Source organism: Kiritimatiellia bacterium, from assembly GCA_018001225.1.
In the GTDB taxonomy this organism is placed as follows: domain Bacteria; phylum Verrucomicrobiota; class Kiritimatiellia; order CAIQIC01; family JAGNIJ01; genus JAGNIJ01.
Genome location: JAGNIJ010000019.1, coordinates 53,452 through 67,955, shown reverse-complemented (window position 1 = coordinate 67,955; position 14,504 = coordinate 53,452). Strand labels below are relative to the sequence as shown.

11 protein-coding genes and 1 tRNA gene are annotated in these 14,504 nt (G+C 69.4%); 2 read left to right on the top strand and 10 right to left on the bottom strand.

Features of this window, described 5'->3' with window-relative positions; all coding sequences use genetic code 11:
* From KA248_08130 to KA248_08120, 3 genes are all read right to left on the bottom strand, one after another.
* A partial coding sequence (locus KA248_08130) for a hypothetical protein (protein ID MBP7829869.1) occupies positions 1 to 1,116 on the bottom strand: 1,116 nt, incomplete at its 3' end.
* Positions 1,117 to 1,188: 72 nt separating this feature from the next.
* A tRNA-Gly gene (locus KA248_08125) sits at positions 1,189 to 1,263 on the bottom strand.
* An 80-nt stretch (positions 1,264 to 1,343) separates the two neighbouring features.
* On the bottom strand, positions 1,344 to 2,318 hold the full coding sequence (locus KA248_08120; protein ID MBP7829868.1) for an aldo/keto reductase: 975 nt from the start codon (positions 2,316 to 2,318) through the stop codon (positions 1,344 to 1,346).
* Between the two features lie 152 nt (positions 2,319 to 2,470).
* Between KA248_08120 and KA248_08115 the strand changes: the two genes are divergently transcribed.
* Complete coding sequence (locus tag KA248_08115) at positions 2,471 to 3,928, top strand: DUF4139 domain-containing protein (GenBank protein ID MBP7829867.1); 1,458 nt, start codon at positions 2,471 to 2,473, stop codon at positions 3,926 to 3,928.
* 14 nt (positions 3,929 to 3,942) lie between these two features.
* A complete protein-coding gene (locus tag KA248_08110) occupies positions 3,943 to 5,226 on the top strand; it encodes a hypothetical protein (protein ID MBP7829866.1) in 1,284 nt (427 codons plus the stop codon).
* A 37-nt stretch (positions 5,227 to 5,263) separates the two neighbouring features.
* On the opposite strand, the gene KA248_08105 is transcribed toward KA248_08110, so the two are convergent.
* The 7 genes from KA248_08105 to KA248_08075 are packed head-to-tail and all read right to left on the bottom strand — an operon-like array spanning position 5,264 to position 14,487.
* A complete protein-coding gene (locus tag KA248_08105; GenBank protein ID MBP7829865.1) occupies positions 5,264 to 6,484 on the bottom strand; it encodes an ABC transporter ATP-binding protein in 1,221 nt (406 codons plus the stop codon).
* Positions 6,481 to 7,275, bottom strand: a complete 795-nt coding sequence (locus KA248_08100) for an ABC transporter permease (GenBank protein ID MBP7829864.1) — start codon at positions 7,273 to 7,275, stop codon at positions 6,481 to 6,483. The genes KA248_08105 and KA248_08100 overlap by 4 nt, the downstream gene beginning before the upstream one ends.
* 50 nt (positions 7,276 to 7,325) lie before the next feature.
* Positions 7,326 to 8,960, bottom strand: coding sequence for a glycerol-3-phosphate dehydrogenase/oxidase (locus KA248_08095; protein MBP7829863.1), 1,635 nt, complete (start codon positions 8,958 to 8,960; stop codon positions 7,326 to 7,328).
* Entirely contained in the window at positions 8,957 to 10,198 is a 1,242-nt protein-coding gene (locus KA248_08090) for a glycosyltransferase family 4 protein (GenBank protein ID MBP7829862.1), read from the bottom strand. Before KA248_08090 ends, KA248_08095 begins: the two co-directional genes overlap by 4 nt.
* A gap of 29 nt (positions 10,199 to 10,227) precedes the next feature.
* Complete coding sequence (locus KA248_08085) at positions 10,228 to 10,668, bottom strand: hypothetical protein (GenBank protein MBP7829861.1); 441 nt, start codon at positions 10,666 to 10,668, stop codon at positions 10,228 to 10,230.
* A complete protein-coding gene (locus KA248_08080; GenBank protein MBP7829860.1) occupies positions 10,655 to 13,255 on the bottom strand; it encodes a hypothetical protein in 2,601 nt (866 codons plus the stop codon). Before KA248_08080 ends, KA248_08085 begins: the two co-directional genes overlap by 14 nt.
* Positions 13,252 to 14,487, bottom strand: a complete 1,236-nt coding sequence (locus KA248_08075) for a polysaccharide pyruvyl transferase family protein (GenBank protein MBP7829859.1) — start codon at positions 14,485 to 14,487, stop codon at positions 13,252 to 13,254. Before KA248_08075 ends, KA248_08080 begins: the two co-directional genes overlap by 4 nt.
* Positions 14,488 to 14,504: the final 17 nt, after the last annotated feature.

Below are 14,504 nucleotides of genomic sequence, written 5' to 3'. Positions count from 1 at the left end.
GACGATATCGTCCCCGTATTCGGCGTAAAGCGTGGCCGTGAGCGACGCGGGGCTGCCCCGCACGGCGAGCCTGAATTTCGGCGCGCCCGGATCGAGCGTGAACAGGTCGAGCGACAGCCCCGTTTCCACGCGGGCGTACTGCTCCAGCATCGGGAGTTCCGTCTGCAGAAACCGGGGCACGGCCTCGCGCGCGATGCACACGGGCTGCCGGTAGATCGAGTGGAGGGGGGCCGGCAGCGTCCTCTCGAGCGGCCAGAAATGCCCGGCGTCATAAATCCACCCGGTCTTCCCGGCCACGACGTACACCGGGACCGACCCGGCTTCACGGAACGGCAGCTCGGTGTGCACCATGAGGATCAGTTCGCCGTTTTCGCGGTCTAGATCCATCCGCAGGACGGAAGCCATCCGCGCCGCGTTCACGGTGACCGGTTGCTCGCGCCCGTCCACGTTCAGCGGCTTGCCGGCGTGAAGGCTCAACAGGTTGAGAAAATCCGGAAGGGTCAGGTCGAGCCGGCCCTTCGCCGGCCCCTCGGAAATGTCCTCGAGCACGAAGAGAATCGAATCGTCCTGCCTGTTGAGCAGGTAGGGGACATCGGTCGGCAGCCGGTCGATGCGCTCCACGCGCCCGTCGCATTCCAGCGCGCAGGCCAGCGGGACGCGTCCCTGCGGCACGCTGTCGGCCCAGTTCCGCGCCAGGAAAAGCTGGAGCCGGGCCGGCACCGCGCCGGGTTCGTCGCGGGAGACCCGGCGGAGGTATCTGGACTCGTCCACGACGGCCAGCCGGGCGGCCCGGCGGGTTTCCTCCAGGGCCTTGCGCTCGCGCTCGGGATCGGAGTGACGCCGGATCAGCGCCAGGCCCAGGGCGACCACGTGGCCGCAGATGATGCCGCGCTCGACGTTGTCGCGGCAGGGGCACTGGTTGTCCACGGCGCCGCCCGGAAGGAGTTCGAACTGCGACGTCAGGCCGCGCGTGCCGTGCGCCAGCTCGCCGCGCACGAAGGGGGGCTCGAATTCCACCTTTTGCACGCGTCCCGCGTCGAACATCGCCTGGCCCTCCCGGAACACCTGGGGGCCGGCCCAATCCATCAGCATTTTCTGTGTCAGGGGGAGGTTCATCGCCTGCACGCCGCGGCCCCGGGGCCGGGCGCGCGAATCTGCCACAGGGCCGGCGGGGTTACAATAGAGAATTGGAGCGAGCGAAGGGACTTGAACCCTCGACCCTCACCTTGGCAAGGTGACGCTCTACCACTGAGCTACGCTCGCTCCGGACCGTGCACGGGCGGAACCCCGCGCTCGATTACACGGCGAGTACTACACCACGCCGGCGCGGCGCGCAAGTGTTTTTATGCCTCGACGCTTTCGCTGCGGTCGGTCGCGGGCGGCGGGGCGGGGGTCAGGCGTCCGATGGCCCGGTACAGTTCCGGGGTCATGCGGATCTCGACCGATTTCAACGCCGGTTCGAGCTGCTCCAGGTTGCGCGCGCCGATGATGGGCGCCGTGACGGCCGGGTGCGCGCCCGCCCAGGCCACGGCCAGCGAGACCGGGTGCGCACCATGTTCGCGCGCCAGCTCGGTGAACCGTCCGGCCGCCTCGTGCATCCAGTCGGGCCCGTAGCGCCGGCGGTAGATGTCGCTGGCGACCAGCCGGCTGTCGTGCCCGTGCGCCCGGGCCCGGTACTTGCCCGTCAGCAGCCCGCCCCCGAGCGGGCTGTACGTCAGCACGCCCAGCTTCTCCGCCCGCGCCAGCGGAAACAGTTCCACCTCGGCCTGCCGCTTGACCAGGTTGTACATCGGCTGGATGCACTGGAACCGCGCCCAGCCCCGGCCTTCCGAGAAGCCCAGGCCGCGGGCGACCTGCCACGCCGCGAAATTGCTGGCGCCGGTGTGGCGGACCTTACCCTGCCGCACGAGGTCGTCCAGCGCGCCGAGGGTCTCCTCCAGGGGCACCTGCTCGTCGTAGGCGTGCGCGAAGTAGAAATCCAGGTGATCCGTCTTCAGGCGCTGCAGGCTGCCTTCCACGGAGCGCAGGATGTGGTCCCGCGAGAGGCCGGCCCGCTTCAGCCCGGGCTCCATGGCGAAGTACACCTTGCTGGTGATCAGCACCTCGTCGCGCGCGTCCCGGATCAGCTCGCCCAGGATGCGCTCGGACTCGCCCAGCGCGTAGATGTCCGCGCAGTCGAACAGGTTGATGCCGGCCTCGCGCGCCCGGTGGTACAGGGCCGCGGAGGCGGCGCGGTCGGCCTCCTTGCCGAAGGTCATCGTGCCCATGGCCAGCCGCGACACCTGCAGGCCCGTGGTACCGAGTTCGGTCGTTTCCATGATGCCGTTCCTTTTTCCGGTCCAGCATAGGGGGCGCGGTCCCCCGGGCAAGATCAAATCCGCCCGCCGGATGCCGCGCGTGACAGGGGCTGGGAACCCGGTGTACAGTAACACCCGTCGCCCGCCGAACGGGCGCGGAAAAGAGAAGCGATATGAAAGCTTGCGCCTGGGCCCTGACCCTTGCCTGGAGTGCCGCCGCGATGGCGGCCGGTGAAACGCCGGAGGTGGAGGCTTCCGCGCCGCGCGGCGTGATGCTGTCCATCTACGATACCGGCCGGACCCTGGTGTCGGATCTGCGCGCCGTCACGCTGGCGCGCGGCGAGAATCTCGTGCGGTTCGGCGGGGTGCCGGTCCGGATGGATCCCTCCAGCCTTTCGCTGGCGCCGGTCGGCGGCTCCGCGGACCTGCAGGAGCTCGAGCGGGCGTTCCGGGGCGTCCCGGGGGACCTGGCGGAACTGCTGGCGCAGTACGAGGGGCAGCCCGTGGAAATCCTGGTCGGCGGAGAGGCCGCGCGGGGGCGGCTGCGGCCCGGCGCGGCCGGGCAGGAGTCCGTGCTCCTGCAGGCCGAGGACGGTTCCCTGCGCTTGTATCCGAATCCCGATCTTCTGCAGCAGGTCCGTGTGCTGAAGGCGGCGCCCGGGCCCGAGCTTTCCTGCCGTCTTTCCAGTTCGGGCGAAGGTCCGGTCAATCTCCGCATGTCCTACACGACCGCGGGCCTGTCGTGGACGCCGGCCTACGAGCTGCTGCTCGACGAGGGCGGCGCGGAGGCCGTCCTGATGCTCCGGGCCGCCCTGGTCAATCAGAGCGGCGGCGATTTCGACAATGCGCGGGTCCACCTGGTCACGACCACCCGCGGGCTGGGCGGAGAATTCCCCGTGCCGTCCGCCCGGCTGCCGGGCGACGAGATCAGCGTTCCGTTCCGGCACGCCTACGGCGCGGAACGGCCGGGCGCCGAATCGGGCATGGCCGCGGCCCAGTTGTCCGCGCTGGAGGTGTCCCGCCCGCTCGCCCTCCCGTCCGGCAGCACCCGCTACGTGCAGCTCGCGCGGGCGGAGAAGCTCCCCGTGCGGCGGTTCTACGTCTACGACGGCGCGCGCTTCGACCGCTTCCAGCGGAACCGGCGCACGGACTGGAACTTCGGGACCGAGTTTCATCGCGACGTGGAACAGCGGATCGGGTTCGAGAACACGGAGGCTGCCGGGCTTGGATTCCTCCTGCCGCCCGGCCCCGTGCGGCTGTATACACGGCGCGCGGACGGCACGGTGGACGGGTTGATCGAGGGCCGCCTGGCGGTTCTGCCGGCCGGCGCGTCCGTGGACCTTTCGCTCGGCCCGGCCCGCGGGCTGGGCGGCGAGCGCGAGCGCACCGGCTACACCGAGGTGGTGCCGCTGCGCGAATACGAGGAGAGCTTTGAAATCCGCCTGTCCAATGATTCCGCAGACGAGGTGGAAATCCGGGTCGTCGAGCACCTCTACCGCGGCGAGCAGTTCGAGATCGTCAAGTCCGACGCCGAGTACACGAAGACCGGCGCGCAGACCGTCGAATTCCGGCCCTCCCTGAAGCCGGGCGGGAAGAAGTCGGTTCACTATACGGTCCGGTATCGCTGGTGAGGCGCGGGGCGGTCATGCCGGGGTCCGCCGTCCATAGGTTCTTCCGCCGCGACGCGCACGCGGCCGTCCTCCTCCTGGGCCTGGCGGCCTCCTCGGGCGCCGAGGTGTTCCTCACGATCGGCGAGGGGCGCGCCCTGGTCCGCGAGACCCGCACGGTGTCCGTGGTCCGCGGCCCGCAACCCCTGGTGTTGGAGGATCTTCCCGCCGGCATCGACCTGTCCACGCTGGTGGTGCGGGCGAGGCGGCTGGACGTCGATGTGCGGGAATGGGGCCGGGCCGGCGCGTCCGCCGCGGCGGGCGGGGCGGACCTTGTCTGGGCTCCGGAGCCGTATGCGGGCGCAGGATCGGCCTCGCCGGCGGGGCCGGTCTCCGTGGAAGCCCGGATTGACGTGCCGGACGAACGGCAGGCCCTGGATCTCGAAGTATTCTACGAGACCTCGGGGCTGACCTGGTCGGCCAGCTACCAGGTCGTGGTGCGGGGCGATCGCGTGGAGGAGCGCGAGCCGCTCTCGGCGGACCTGGCGGGCTGGGTCCGCATCGAGAACCGGGCCGGCCGAGCGTTTTCCAATGCCGTCATCCGACTGGTCGGCCGCCGGCGCCCCCCGGACGACGAGGCCAAGCCGCCCGGGTTCCTCCTCCTCGACGAGCTCAACCCCCTGTTCGACCTATGGCGCTGGCGCCCGCCGGAACCCGGGATCGAGTACGAGTACGCTCTGCCGGGACGGCTGGAGCTGCCCGCCGGTTCCGACACCGAGTTCCTCCTGGTCAAAAGCGCGCGCATCCCCGCCGCGCGGCGCTACGTCCTGCGCGCCGAGGATTTCTCCGCCTCGCTGGAGTCGCCGCCCCGGCCGCTCCGCAAGTTCATCGGCGTGCCGAACACGGCCGCCCACCGGCTCGGAATCCCCCTGCCGCCCGGCCCGGTGCAGTTGTTCCTCGGCAGCCTGCGGTCGCAGCTTCTGCAGACCGGCGACCTGCCGCACACGCCCGTCGATGCCGATCTCCGGATCGACCTCGGCCCCGCCGGGGACGTTACGGGTCGGCGGGGGAGCCTGGGCCGTACATCCTTGCCGGACGGCGCGTACACCGAGGTGTTCCGGATCGAGGTCCTCAACGACCGGGACGGCGCGATCACGGTGGAGTTGGATGAAAAACCCCCGCTGATCCTGGAGTGGTCGCTCGTCAGTTCCACCAAGCCGTGCCGCGAGGTCTTCCGCCGGCTGCTCTACGAGTTCGACGTGCCGGCGGGCGGCCGCGAGGCCGTCGAATACAACGTGCGGGTCAAGCGGCCGGTTTTCTGACGGCGGCCGCGGGCATCTTGATCCGTAACAAACCTCTTCACACCCGTGAGGAAGTTTGTTGGGACGCGCGGGGCGGCGGCGGGGGCAGGGGGTGCCATGCGCTGTGGAGCTCGAACAGGCCCGGGGCCTCGGTCGGGTCCTTCACCACGAACGGGTACCAGTCCTCGCGCCGGTGGTATTGCACGGCGTGATCCGGAGAGTGGATCGACAGCGAGAGGAAAAAGTTTCCGCCCTTCAGCGTCAGCGGATCGAGCGTCAGGCGCATCGCGCCCTCGCCCTCGATGAAGGGCACCGCGCACTTCGCGAGCTGCGTGTTGCTGCCGTACACGTACAGCCCGTTGCCCGTCTTGATCGAAAAGCCGAAGACCGGGTTCTCGATCCGCGCCTTCGCGCGGTACCCGATGTCCACGTGCAGGGCCCGGCCGGTCTGGAAGGAGGCGGCCTCCGTCCCGTCCGGCCCGCGCAGCGCGACGCTCGTCAATTCCACCTCGCGCGTGCCGAACTCCTGCCGGTAGAGATAGCCGCCTTCGCCCATGAAGGAGGTCATGTATTTCAGGATCACGTCCGGCGGGTCGCCGCGCGCGACCATCTCGCCGCGGTACAGCAGGAAGGCCTCGTGGCAGAATTCCTCGACCGTCTGGAGCGCGTGTGAGACCAGCAGCAGGGTCTTGCCGCGGCGCTGGAAATCCCGGATCCGGTCCAGGCACTTGAGCTGGAAGGCGATGTCGCCGACCGCGAGCACCTCGTCCACCAGCAGCACGTCCGGGTTCAGCTCCGTCGCCACGGCGAAACCCAGGCGCACGTACATGCCGCTGGAGTAGTGCTTGACCGGCATGTCCATGAACTCGGCCAGGCCGGCGAAGGCGACGATGTGGTCGTAGCGCCGCCGGACGTCCTCGCGCGGGATGCCCAGCAGCGCCGCGTTCAGGAACACGTTCTCGCGGCCGGAGAGGTCCGGGTGAAAGCCCGCGCCGAGCTCGAGCAGCGACGATACCCGCCCCTCGGTGCGCACCGACCCGCGCGTGGGCGTGATCGTGCCCGCGACCAGCCCGAGCAGCGAGCTCTTGCCCGAACCGTTCGGCCCGACCACCCCGACCGTGCGGCCCCGCGCGATGCCGAAGCTGACGTCCCGGAGCGCCCAGAACTCCTCGATCCGGCGCCCGCGCAGGCCGCGCGAGAGCGCGCCGAAGAGCGTCGGCGGGCCGATGCCCTGCTTCCGGTACGCCTTGCCGAGCTGGGTGGCTTCGATCGCGTTCATAGCCAGTCCGCGAAGTTTCGCTGCGCGCGCTGGAAGCTCCGCCAGGCCACGGCGAGCAGCAGCAGCGGCCAGAGCCAGGCCCCCGCCGCGGACCACGTCCACGGGAGCGCGGCCCCCGGCAACTGCGCGGCGCGGTAGGCGGTGACGATCAGCGCGACCGGGTTGAGCAGGTACGCGGGGGTCAGCGCCGGCCCCGCGAATTTCTCCACGAACGACAGGTTGTACATCACCGGGCTCACGAAGAACCAGGCGCTCAACAGCAGGCCCACGAGGTGCTGCGTGTCCCGGAAGTACACGTTGGCCGACGCGACCAGCAGCGCCAGGGCGAGGTTGAACAGCGCGTGGTAGGCGATGACCAGCGGCAGCGCCGCCGCCCAGGCCGACAGGTGCGCGCCGTCCAGGCCCAGCAGCACGGCGACCAGGACCAGTTGGACCGCCAGGGTCAGCAGGAAGTTGACCAGGTTCGCCGCGACGACCGAGATCGGGAGCAGCACGCGCGGAAAATAAACCTTCTTCACCAGGTTGGCGTTGCCCGTGATGCAGTTCATCCCGCCGGTGACGCACTGGACGGTGAACTGCCAGGCGAACACGCCGATGATCACGTCCTCGTGGGGCACGCCGCGCCCGGCCAGCAGGCGGAGGAAAAAGATGTAGATCGCCGCCATGAACAGCGGGTTCAGGATGCTCCAGAGGAACCCCAGCGCCGAGCCCTTGTAGCGGCTCTTGATGTCGCGCGCCACCAGGTTCTGCAGCAGTTCCCGGTGCGCCAGGATGTCGCGGAGCAGTGTCATGCGGTCAGGAAGCACCATACTGTCCGCGGCCGCCCGGATAAAGCCCAAAACTAGCCGGCGGGCGGGGTGAACAAGCGTTCCGCGGCTGCCAGTTCCTCTTCGGTCCGGCCGGGCGTCCAAGCCAACTCCGCCGCCATCAGCCGGGCGCAGGCCTCCAGGGCCGGCCGGCCGGGATGGCCGAGCGTGCCCAGGTCAGTCCGGCGCAGCACGACGTCGGCCAGGTGCACGGCCATCTCCTCGCGAACGGCGTGGATCACCTCGGCGGCGCGCACCTCCGTCGAGCCGGGAATCTTCTCCGCCCAGGCCGGGTTGTCCTTCGCCAGGGCCAGGACCTCCTTCATCTGCGTCCCGTAGTTCCGCGCGAGATGGTCCTCCGCCCCGGACCGGAACGCGTCGAAGTCCCCGATGTCGCCGCCGGCCAGCGGCGTCTCGCCGGTCCGGCACCGGTCGGCGGAACCGCCCAGCCGCCGCGCGGCGAGATCCACGACCTGCTCCGCGATGCGGCGGCAGACGGTGTACTTGACGCCGACGACGCTGACGAGGTTCGCCGGCCCGCCCTCGCGGGCGTGGTCGCGCACCTGCGACCGGTGCGACGCCTTGGCGTGCTCGGGGTTCGTATCCTCGTCGCCCAGCGGCCGCAGGCCGCCGATCCAGAAGCGGACGTCCTTCCGCTCCAGGCCGGCCGGATACAGCGCGTTGATCTCGGCGAGAAACTCGCCGATGTCGGGTTCGGTGATCGCGAAATCGTCCGGCGCGCCCTCGTAGAGCGTGTCCGTGGTCCCGATGATCGAGAGGCCGCGCCACGGCGTGACGAAGTAGTTGCGGCCGCCGCGCTTGATGACCGCGGTCAGGTCGCGCTGGCGGCTCTCGATCGGGAAGGCGGCGGCGGGCGGCAGCGCGCGGGTGACCAGTTGCACGCCCTTCGAGCGCACGACGCGGCGGGCGGGCGCCGGGGAGGTCAGCAGGCCGGCGGTGATGTCGGACCACGGGCCGGTCATGTTGAGGAACAGGCGACCGGCCACGCAGAAGACGCGGTCGCTCAACCGGTCGCGCACGACGGCCGACCGGATCGTTTGCTGCTCCAGGTGGAAGCCGGTCACCTCGGCGTAGTTGGCGAGCGCGGCGCCGCGCCCGGCCGCGGACAGGCCGAAGGCCAGGGTCAGGCGCTCGGAGTTGTGCATCTGGGCGTCGTGGAAGACCGCGCCGCCGGTCAGCCCCTCGCGCCGGATGCCGGGCAGCCGCTCCAGGCATTCCGCGGGCGAGAGTGTGCGGCCGCCCGGGATCGCGTGCGCCCGGTCCAGGCCGCGATTGCGGTCGAAGGACATCGCGTCGTTGAACAGCAGGGCCAGGCGCATGGCCTCGGGGCCCTTCATGGCGTGCCCGTAGCAGGGCATGACGAATTCCAGCGGGTGGACCAGGTGCGGGGCGATGCGCAACATCCGGCGGCGCTCGTTGATCGACATCCGCATCCGGGCGAAGTTCAAGTGCTGGAGGTAGCGCAGCCCGCCGTGGATCAGCTTGAGCGAGCCCGACGAGGTCGCGGCCCCGAAGTCGCCCTTTTCCAGCACCGCGACTTTGAGCCCGCGCAGGGCGGCGTCCCAGGCGGCGGAAAGTCCGTACACGCCGCCCCCGATGATCACGAGATCGAACGATTCGTTGTCCAGCCGGGCCAGGTCGCGTTTCATAATTGGGGGTGACCTCGAACAGCGGCGTCGCTGGAGCTCCGCCCTCCAGAGCCTTGACCAGGCTCTGGCTTTTGGAGGGTCGAGCTCCCGCGAGACCGTATTTGTCCATCAACATAATCGTACAGGCGATGCACGGCGGCCTCGAAGGCGGCGCGGCTGTATTTTTCCCGCGCCAGCGCCCGGGCTTTCCCGGCCAGCCGCGAGCACAACTCCGGGTCGCGCGCGAGCCGGAGCAGGCCTTCCGCCATGGAGTCCGGGTTAGGATCGGCCAGGAGCGCGACGTCCGGCGACAGGACTTGCGTGTGCGTCGGGAGATTCGTGGCCAGCAGCGGCCGGCCGGAATCGAGGTACGAGTAGATTTTCATCGGCGTGTTGTCCCCGCGAATGCGCGGGGAGACCAGCGCGCCGGCCTCGGCGAAGAGGGCCGGCAGGTTCGACGTGGGTCGGGGGCCGACGAGTTGCACCGCGTCGCCGAGCCCGAGCGCGGCCGCCCGGGCCCGGTAACGCTCCACGTGGACGGGCGCGCCGCCGACGATGGAGAGCTCGATGTCCGATGCGGACCGATGGGCGATCGCAAAGCCGTCCAGCAGAAGGTCCACGCCCTGGTAGGACTCCAGGTTACCGATGTACGTGAACCGGAAGCGCGCCGCGGCGGAGGGCGGGGGCGGCGTCGCGGTCTCGGGCAGCAGGGAGATGTCGCTCAAGAGATGGACATACCGCGCGCCGCGTTCCCGGGCGAGGTCGGCCAGCGCCGGGCAGACGGGCACCACGGCGAGGGCGTCCCGGATTGCCCGCGCTTCCATCCAGCGGAAAAAACCATCGGCCGGCTTCAGCCAGGGCATCTTCTCCACGAGTTGGCGGGCCAGAGAGGAGTCCATGTCATACACGTAGGGGATCCCCAGCCGCCGGCACAGGCCGCGGGCGATGAACGCGGCTTCCTCGACGGCGTGGATCACGTGCGGCTTCCGTTCGCGCGCGAGCCGGCGGGCCAGGCGGGCGAGGAAGGCATCCGTGTAGAGCTTTTTCAGGGAAAAGCCCGGGCGGAAGCCGCGCATCGAGGGAAACGGGCGGGTCCGATGAATTGTCACGCCGGGATACCGGCGGTCCTCGCCCTCGGGGAACGTCACGACATCCACCTCGCACCCGCGCCGGCTCAAGGCCTGCAGGAGCAAATCCACGGCGATGGGCGTGCCCCGCTCCTGGTAGAAAGGATGGGGAGCCAGCAGCAGAACACGCAAGGGATCAGCCCGATTCATTACCGACCAGCTTACCGGGACAAATCCAGGATGTACAGCGGCGGGTCGGGTTCTTCCGGGGACGGCGTGCTGACGTAGTCGGCCAGCAGGATGTGGGTTGCGGTGGCCGGCCCGTAAAAGCTGGTCCATTCCTGCCCGTCGTAGCCGTCGATCATGTCCAGGTCGCCGTTTTCAAAGATCGTTCCGGTCAGCAATTGCGCCCGGCCCTCGGATTTGCTCGTGGTGATGGTGACCGCGTCGCCTTCCTGCCGGATCGAGGCGGTCAACGCGGTGCGCGCGGCGCTGTCCGTGCGGTAATACACCCCGCTCCAGCGGCCGCGGATGTCCGGCCCGACGGGGTCCGGCCCCTTGTCATTGACCTCATCGCAGCCGGGGATGGACTGGAAAGTCAGGGCGTAAAACAGGGCTCCCACTCCGTAAAACCGATGCCAGCAGACCTTATCGCGCAGCATGGGTTGCCTCGATGATAAGCTTGACCACCTTTACATCGTGGTCGCGATCATAGACGAAGACCGCGTTCACAGGCAAGCTTCCTGTTTGACTCCAAGCCGTTACGCAAGGCCGCCCCGCAATGACCGGCACCCATCTGCTCTCATCCTCCTCGCGGATACGGACGTTCAGGCGTCCCAGTACGGCTCCCTCCGGGGCCTGCGAGGAGAACACCAGCTCGATGCGATAGGAACCTTCCGGCAGGGGCATTTTGGGGCCGTACAGAAGGGCCGCCTCGGGGTCGTGCGTCGTCCGGAACACCACGGCATCGCCATCGCTGTAGCCGCCGTGGAACAAGCAGGCTGCCGGGATTTCCATCCGGTCGCCCGGGCTCCATGCCGTCGGCCAGGCGCCCTGCGCAAGCAGGGCCAAGTCGAGTTCGACACGACCCCCGACGTGCTCGACGCGCAATTGAATGGGCTGGAATACGTTGTGCCCCGCGATCGGGATGGCGATCCAAGTCCAGGTCTCCGATTCAAACGTGAGGGGGGTGGCTGGCGTGCTTGTTTCGCCCAGCCGGGTAATCGCCTGAACGGATCCGGCTCCGCGGCCGCGGACCAGCCAGTGCAGCGTCGGGTCCGGCGCAACGCGGGCCGGACGGGTCGCGGCCCAAGTTCCGGCGGCCTCGGCGCGCCAGAAGGCGCCTCCGCCCGCATCGAGATCGGGGACCACTGTGCCGCCCTCCGACTCCACAGCTTCCCATTCCCACCGCCGGGCCGGGAAAGAGGCCCCGCAGGAGGCGGTCTCCCGATCTCCGGGCCGCGGCGCGATTCGGAAGGCCCACACGTTCTCCGCCTGGCGCAGGAAGGTGAACCGGGGATCGTTCAGCAAGCGGTTGAGCGTGTTCCGTACGGGGAAGGGGCTCACTTTTTCGGGGAACGCGTTTTCGTGCACCAGGAGGTACCCGACTTTCATTTGGGCCAGGCGGGCCAGCTGGTCATCGGTCAGGAAGCCCTGGTTGGCGCTTTCGAGAGCGCGGAACACGTTCTCCACGTAGTCGCGGAGGACGGCGGGACTGTAGCCGTTGACCATCCGGATGCCGTACATCTGCGCGTAGTACTCGTAGATCGAGGTCCAGGACGAATCGCCCGGCCAGAGGGGGATGACCAGCGCGCGCGGCTCCGCGCCCGCCCCGGCCTCTTCGCGCACGGCCGCGTAGGCGGCCTGCCCGTCGTCCAGGAGGCAGATCGTGGGCCGGACCTGGAACCGCATTTCGGCGGCGAGCAGGATCAAGGCGAGGACCGCCGGCCCGTGCAGGCGGCCGGCGGTGAGACGCATCAGCCCGCCGAGGCCCAGCGCCGCGGTCAGCGCCGCCAGCGTGGGCAGCAGGCAGAATATCTTCGCCGTCTGCCGGACCATCGAGTAAGGCGGCAGCAGCGCTCGCACGATTTTCAGCACGATCCCGCCGAACGGACCGTGGACGCCCAGCGCCAGGATGACGATGTCTCCGAGGGCGGCGCAGCAGAGGAGGAAAAGGAAGAACAGGATGGGCCCGTCGCTTACGGATATTTCTTCAGGACCGGTCTCGCGGGAGCTCGACCCTCCAGGAGCTTGGAGGGCGGAGCTCCCGCGACGCCGTAAAGCAGCGACGAGGCTTATGCCCCCGGCCAGCAGCAGCGCCGGCAGCACCCATCCGATATAGACGTGGCTCTGCAACCCCTCGGCGGCCCACTGCCAGAGCCCGCGCCAGGTGGGGGAGAACAGCTTGACCTCCGTCAGGCTGCGGCCGGCGGAGACCCCGGAGGCCGCCAGTTGCCCGTGCCGCAGGGACCGGTACAGCACGACGAGCAACAAGAAGAACCCGATGGGCGCGAGTGCTTTCAGCAGGGGTTTCCAGCGGCCGCGCAGGGGTTCCGGCAGGCTGAACCACGACAGGAGGGCCCAGAGAGGAAGACTGATCGCGCAGAAGAAGAAAACCTGGAGATCGCTCCACACGCACAGCAGCAGCGCGGCGCCCGCCAGGACGCCGCCGGAAACGCGGTGCTCCCGGATCGCCATGTCCAGGCCCAGCGCCAGCACCGGCACCCACATCATCGCCAGGCCCGCCGGGCTGCCCCCGAGCAGGTTGACCCAGCGGAAGGGGATCACCAGGGCGACCAGGGCCGCGCCGTACATGGACAGCCGGCCGGGGGCAAAACGACCCGCGAGCGCGGCGGTCGCCAGCGCCGTGATCCAGAGCGAGAGAAAGGCCACCAGGTTCCATGCCGCGGCCCGCCCGAGAAAGGGAGCGAGCAGGGCATAGGGCAGCGAAAACGGCGCGAAGTAGGCGGCCGGCCGGTAGCGGGCCCCGTCGTCGCCGGTGTTGAACTCGTACACGTTGTGGAACCACGGGATGCGACCGGCGATCATGTCGCGGACCAGCTCGAAGTGGTAAAGGAGTTGAAGGTGGTCGCCCGGCATCATCGCCCGGGCATGGCCCTTCTCCACGTTCTGCGACGACATCGGGATCCCGTCGGTGAAGTGGCGGGGCAGGGGCCATGTGAAGGCCAGCCAGACCGCCAGGGTCAGCAGCAGCGTGCCGGCGAATAGCGGTGGGCGGGGCAGTTTCATGTCGTGCCGGTCGGCCAGGTATTCTGCAGCACGCGATCCAGGTCCTCCCCCCGGTCCATGGCCGCCACCAGGTCCGCCGGCCGCGCGGCCAGCCTGCCCAGGGGCGGGATGCGCTGCTCCAGCGCGGCGCGGATCTTCGCGCGGTCATTCCAGCCGCGGAGAATGTGCCCGGCCAGCTTTTCCTCGGTGAAGTCGTCGAAGCTCAACACGCGGTCGCCCAGGCCGAGGGTATCGAAGTAGTACTTCACCTTCGGCTGGTACGCGATGCCCACCGCGGGGGTCAGGCCCGCCGTCGCCAGGATCAGGGAGTGCAGCCGCATGCCGCAGAGCAGGTCCAGCCGCCCCAGGGCCCCCTTGGTCTCGGCGTGATCGTAGTCCCGGTTGGCGATCAGCGCGGTTTTCACGCCCGGCGGCAGGCGGTCCATCAGGTCGCGGGTGATCTCCACGTCATGATGCTGGGTGGTGACGAACACCAGTGGCGTCTTCAGTTCGTTCCACACGCGGGTCAGGGCCCCCGCGAAGACGTTCAGGAACGCCTCCGCGCCCATGGAGCGGCGGCCCGGGGCCGCCCACGTGTCGAGATAGCGGTTGATGTTGATGCCCAGCGCCGGCTCGCCGGGCGCCAGGCCGGCGCGGCGGAAGATGGCGTCCACGGCCGCGGCGTCGGCGGCGGGCGCGTTCAGCGCGGCATCCGCCGCGAGCCGGGCCCGCGGATGCTCGATGCCGTTCTCGCGGAGCAGCGCCAGGCCGGCCTCGTCGCGGACGGTCACGAAGTCCATGCAGCCCAGCACGCGACGCAACATGTGCCGTCCGGCGCGCGTATGGATCGGGCCGACGCCGACGTCGTAGCAGGCCATCCGCTTGCCGAACCGGCGGGCGAGGGGCAGCAGGAGGTAGAGCGTGGAAAGGAAGTTGAAGAGAGGGTTGAACAGCGACCGGTCAAAGAGGATCGCGTCGAAGATCAGCGTGAGGTCCGTGCGCAGGATGGACCGCAGCGTCGGCAGGCCCAGCATCTTGACCGACAGTTGCCACGGCATCATGCCGACCGGCCGCGCGTCGTTCGGATAGTGGTCCCGGATGTACGCGGCGCGGGGCGTGGGGATCTCGTAGCGGATGCGCCGCCCGAGCGCCCGGTCCACGCTGTCCATGATCGCGGCCACCAGTGCGGCGTCGCCGGCATTACGGCCGGAGGAAGAGCCAAGCAACGTGATCGACTGGATTCCGTGATGCATGGTTTTTCTTCCGGCCG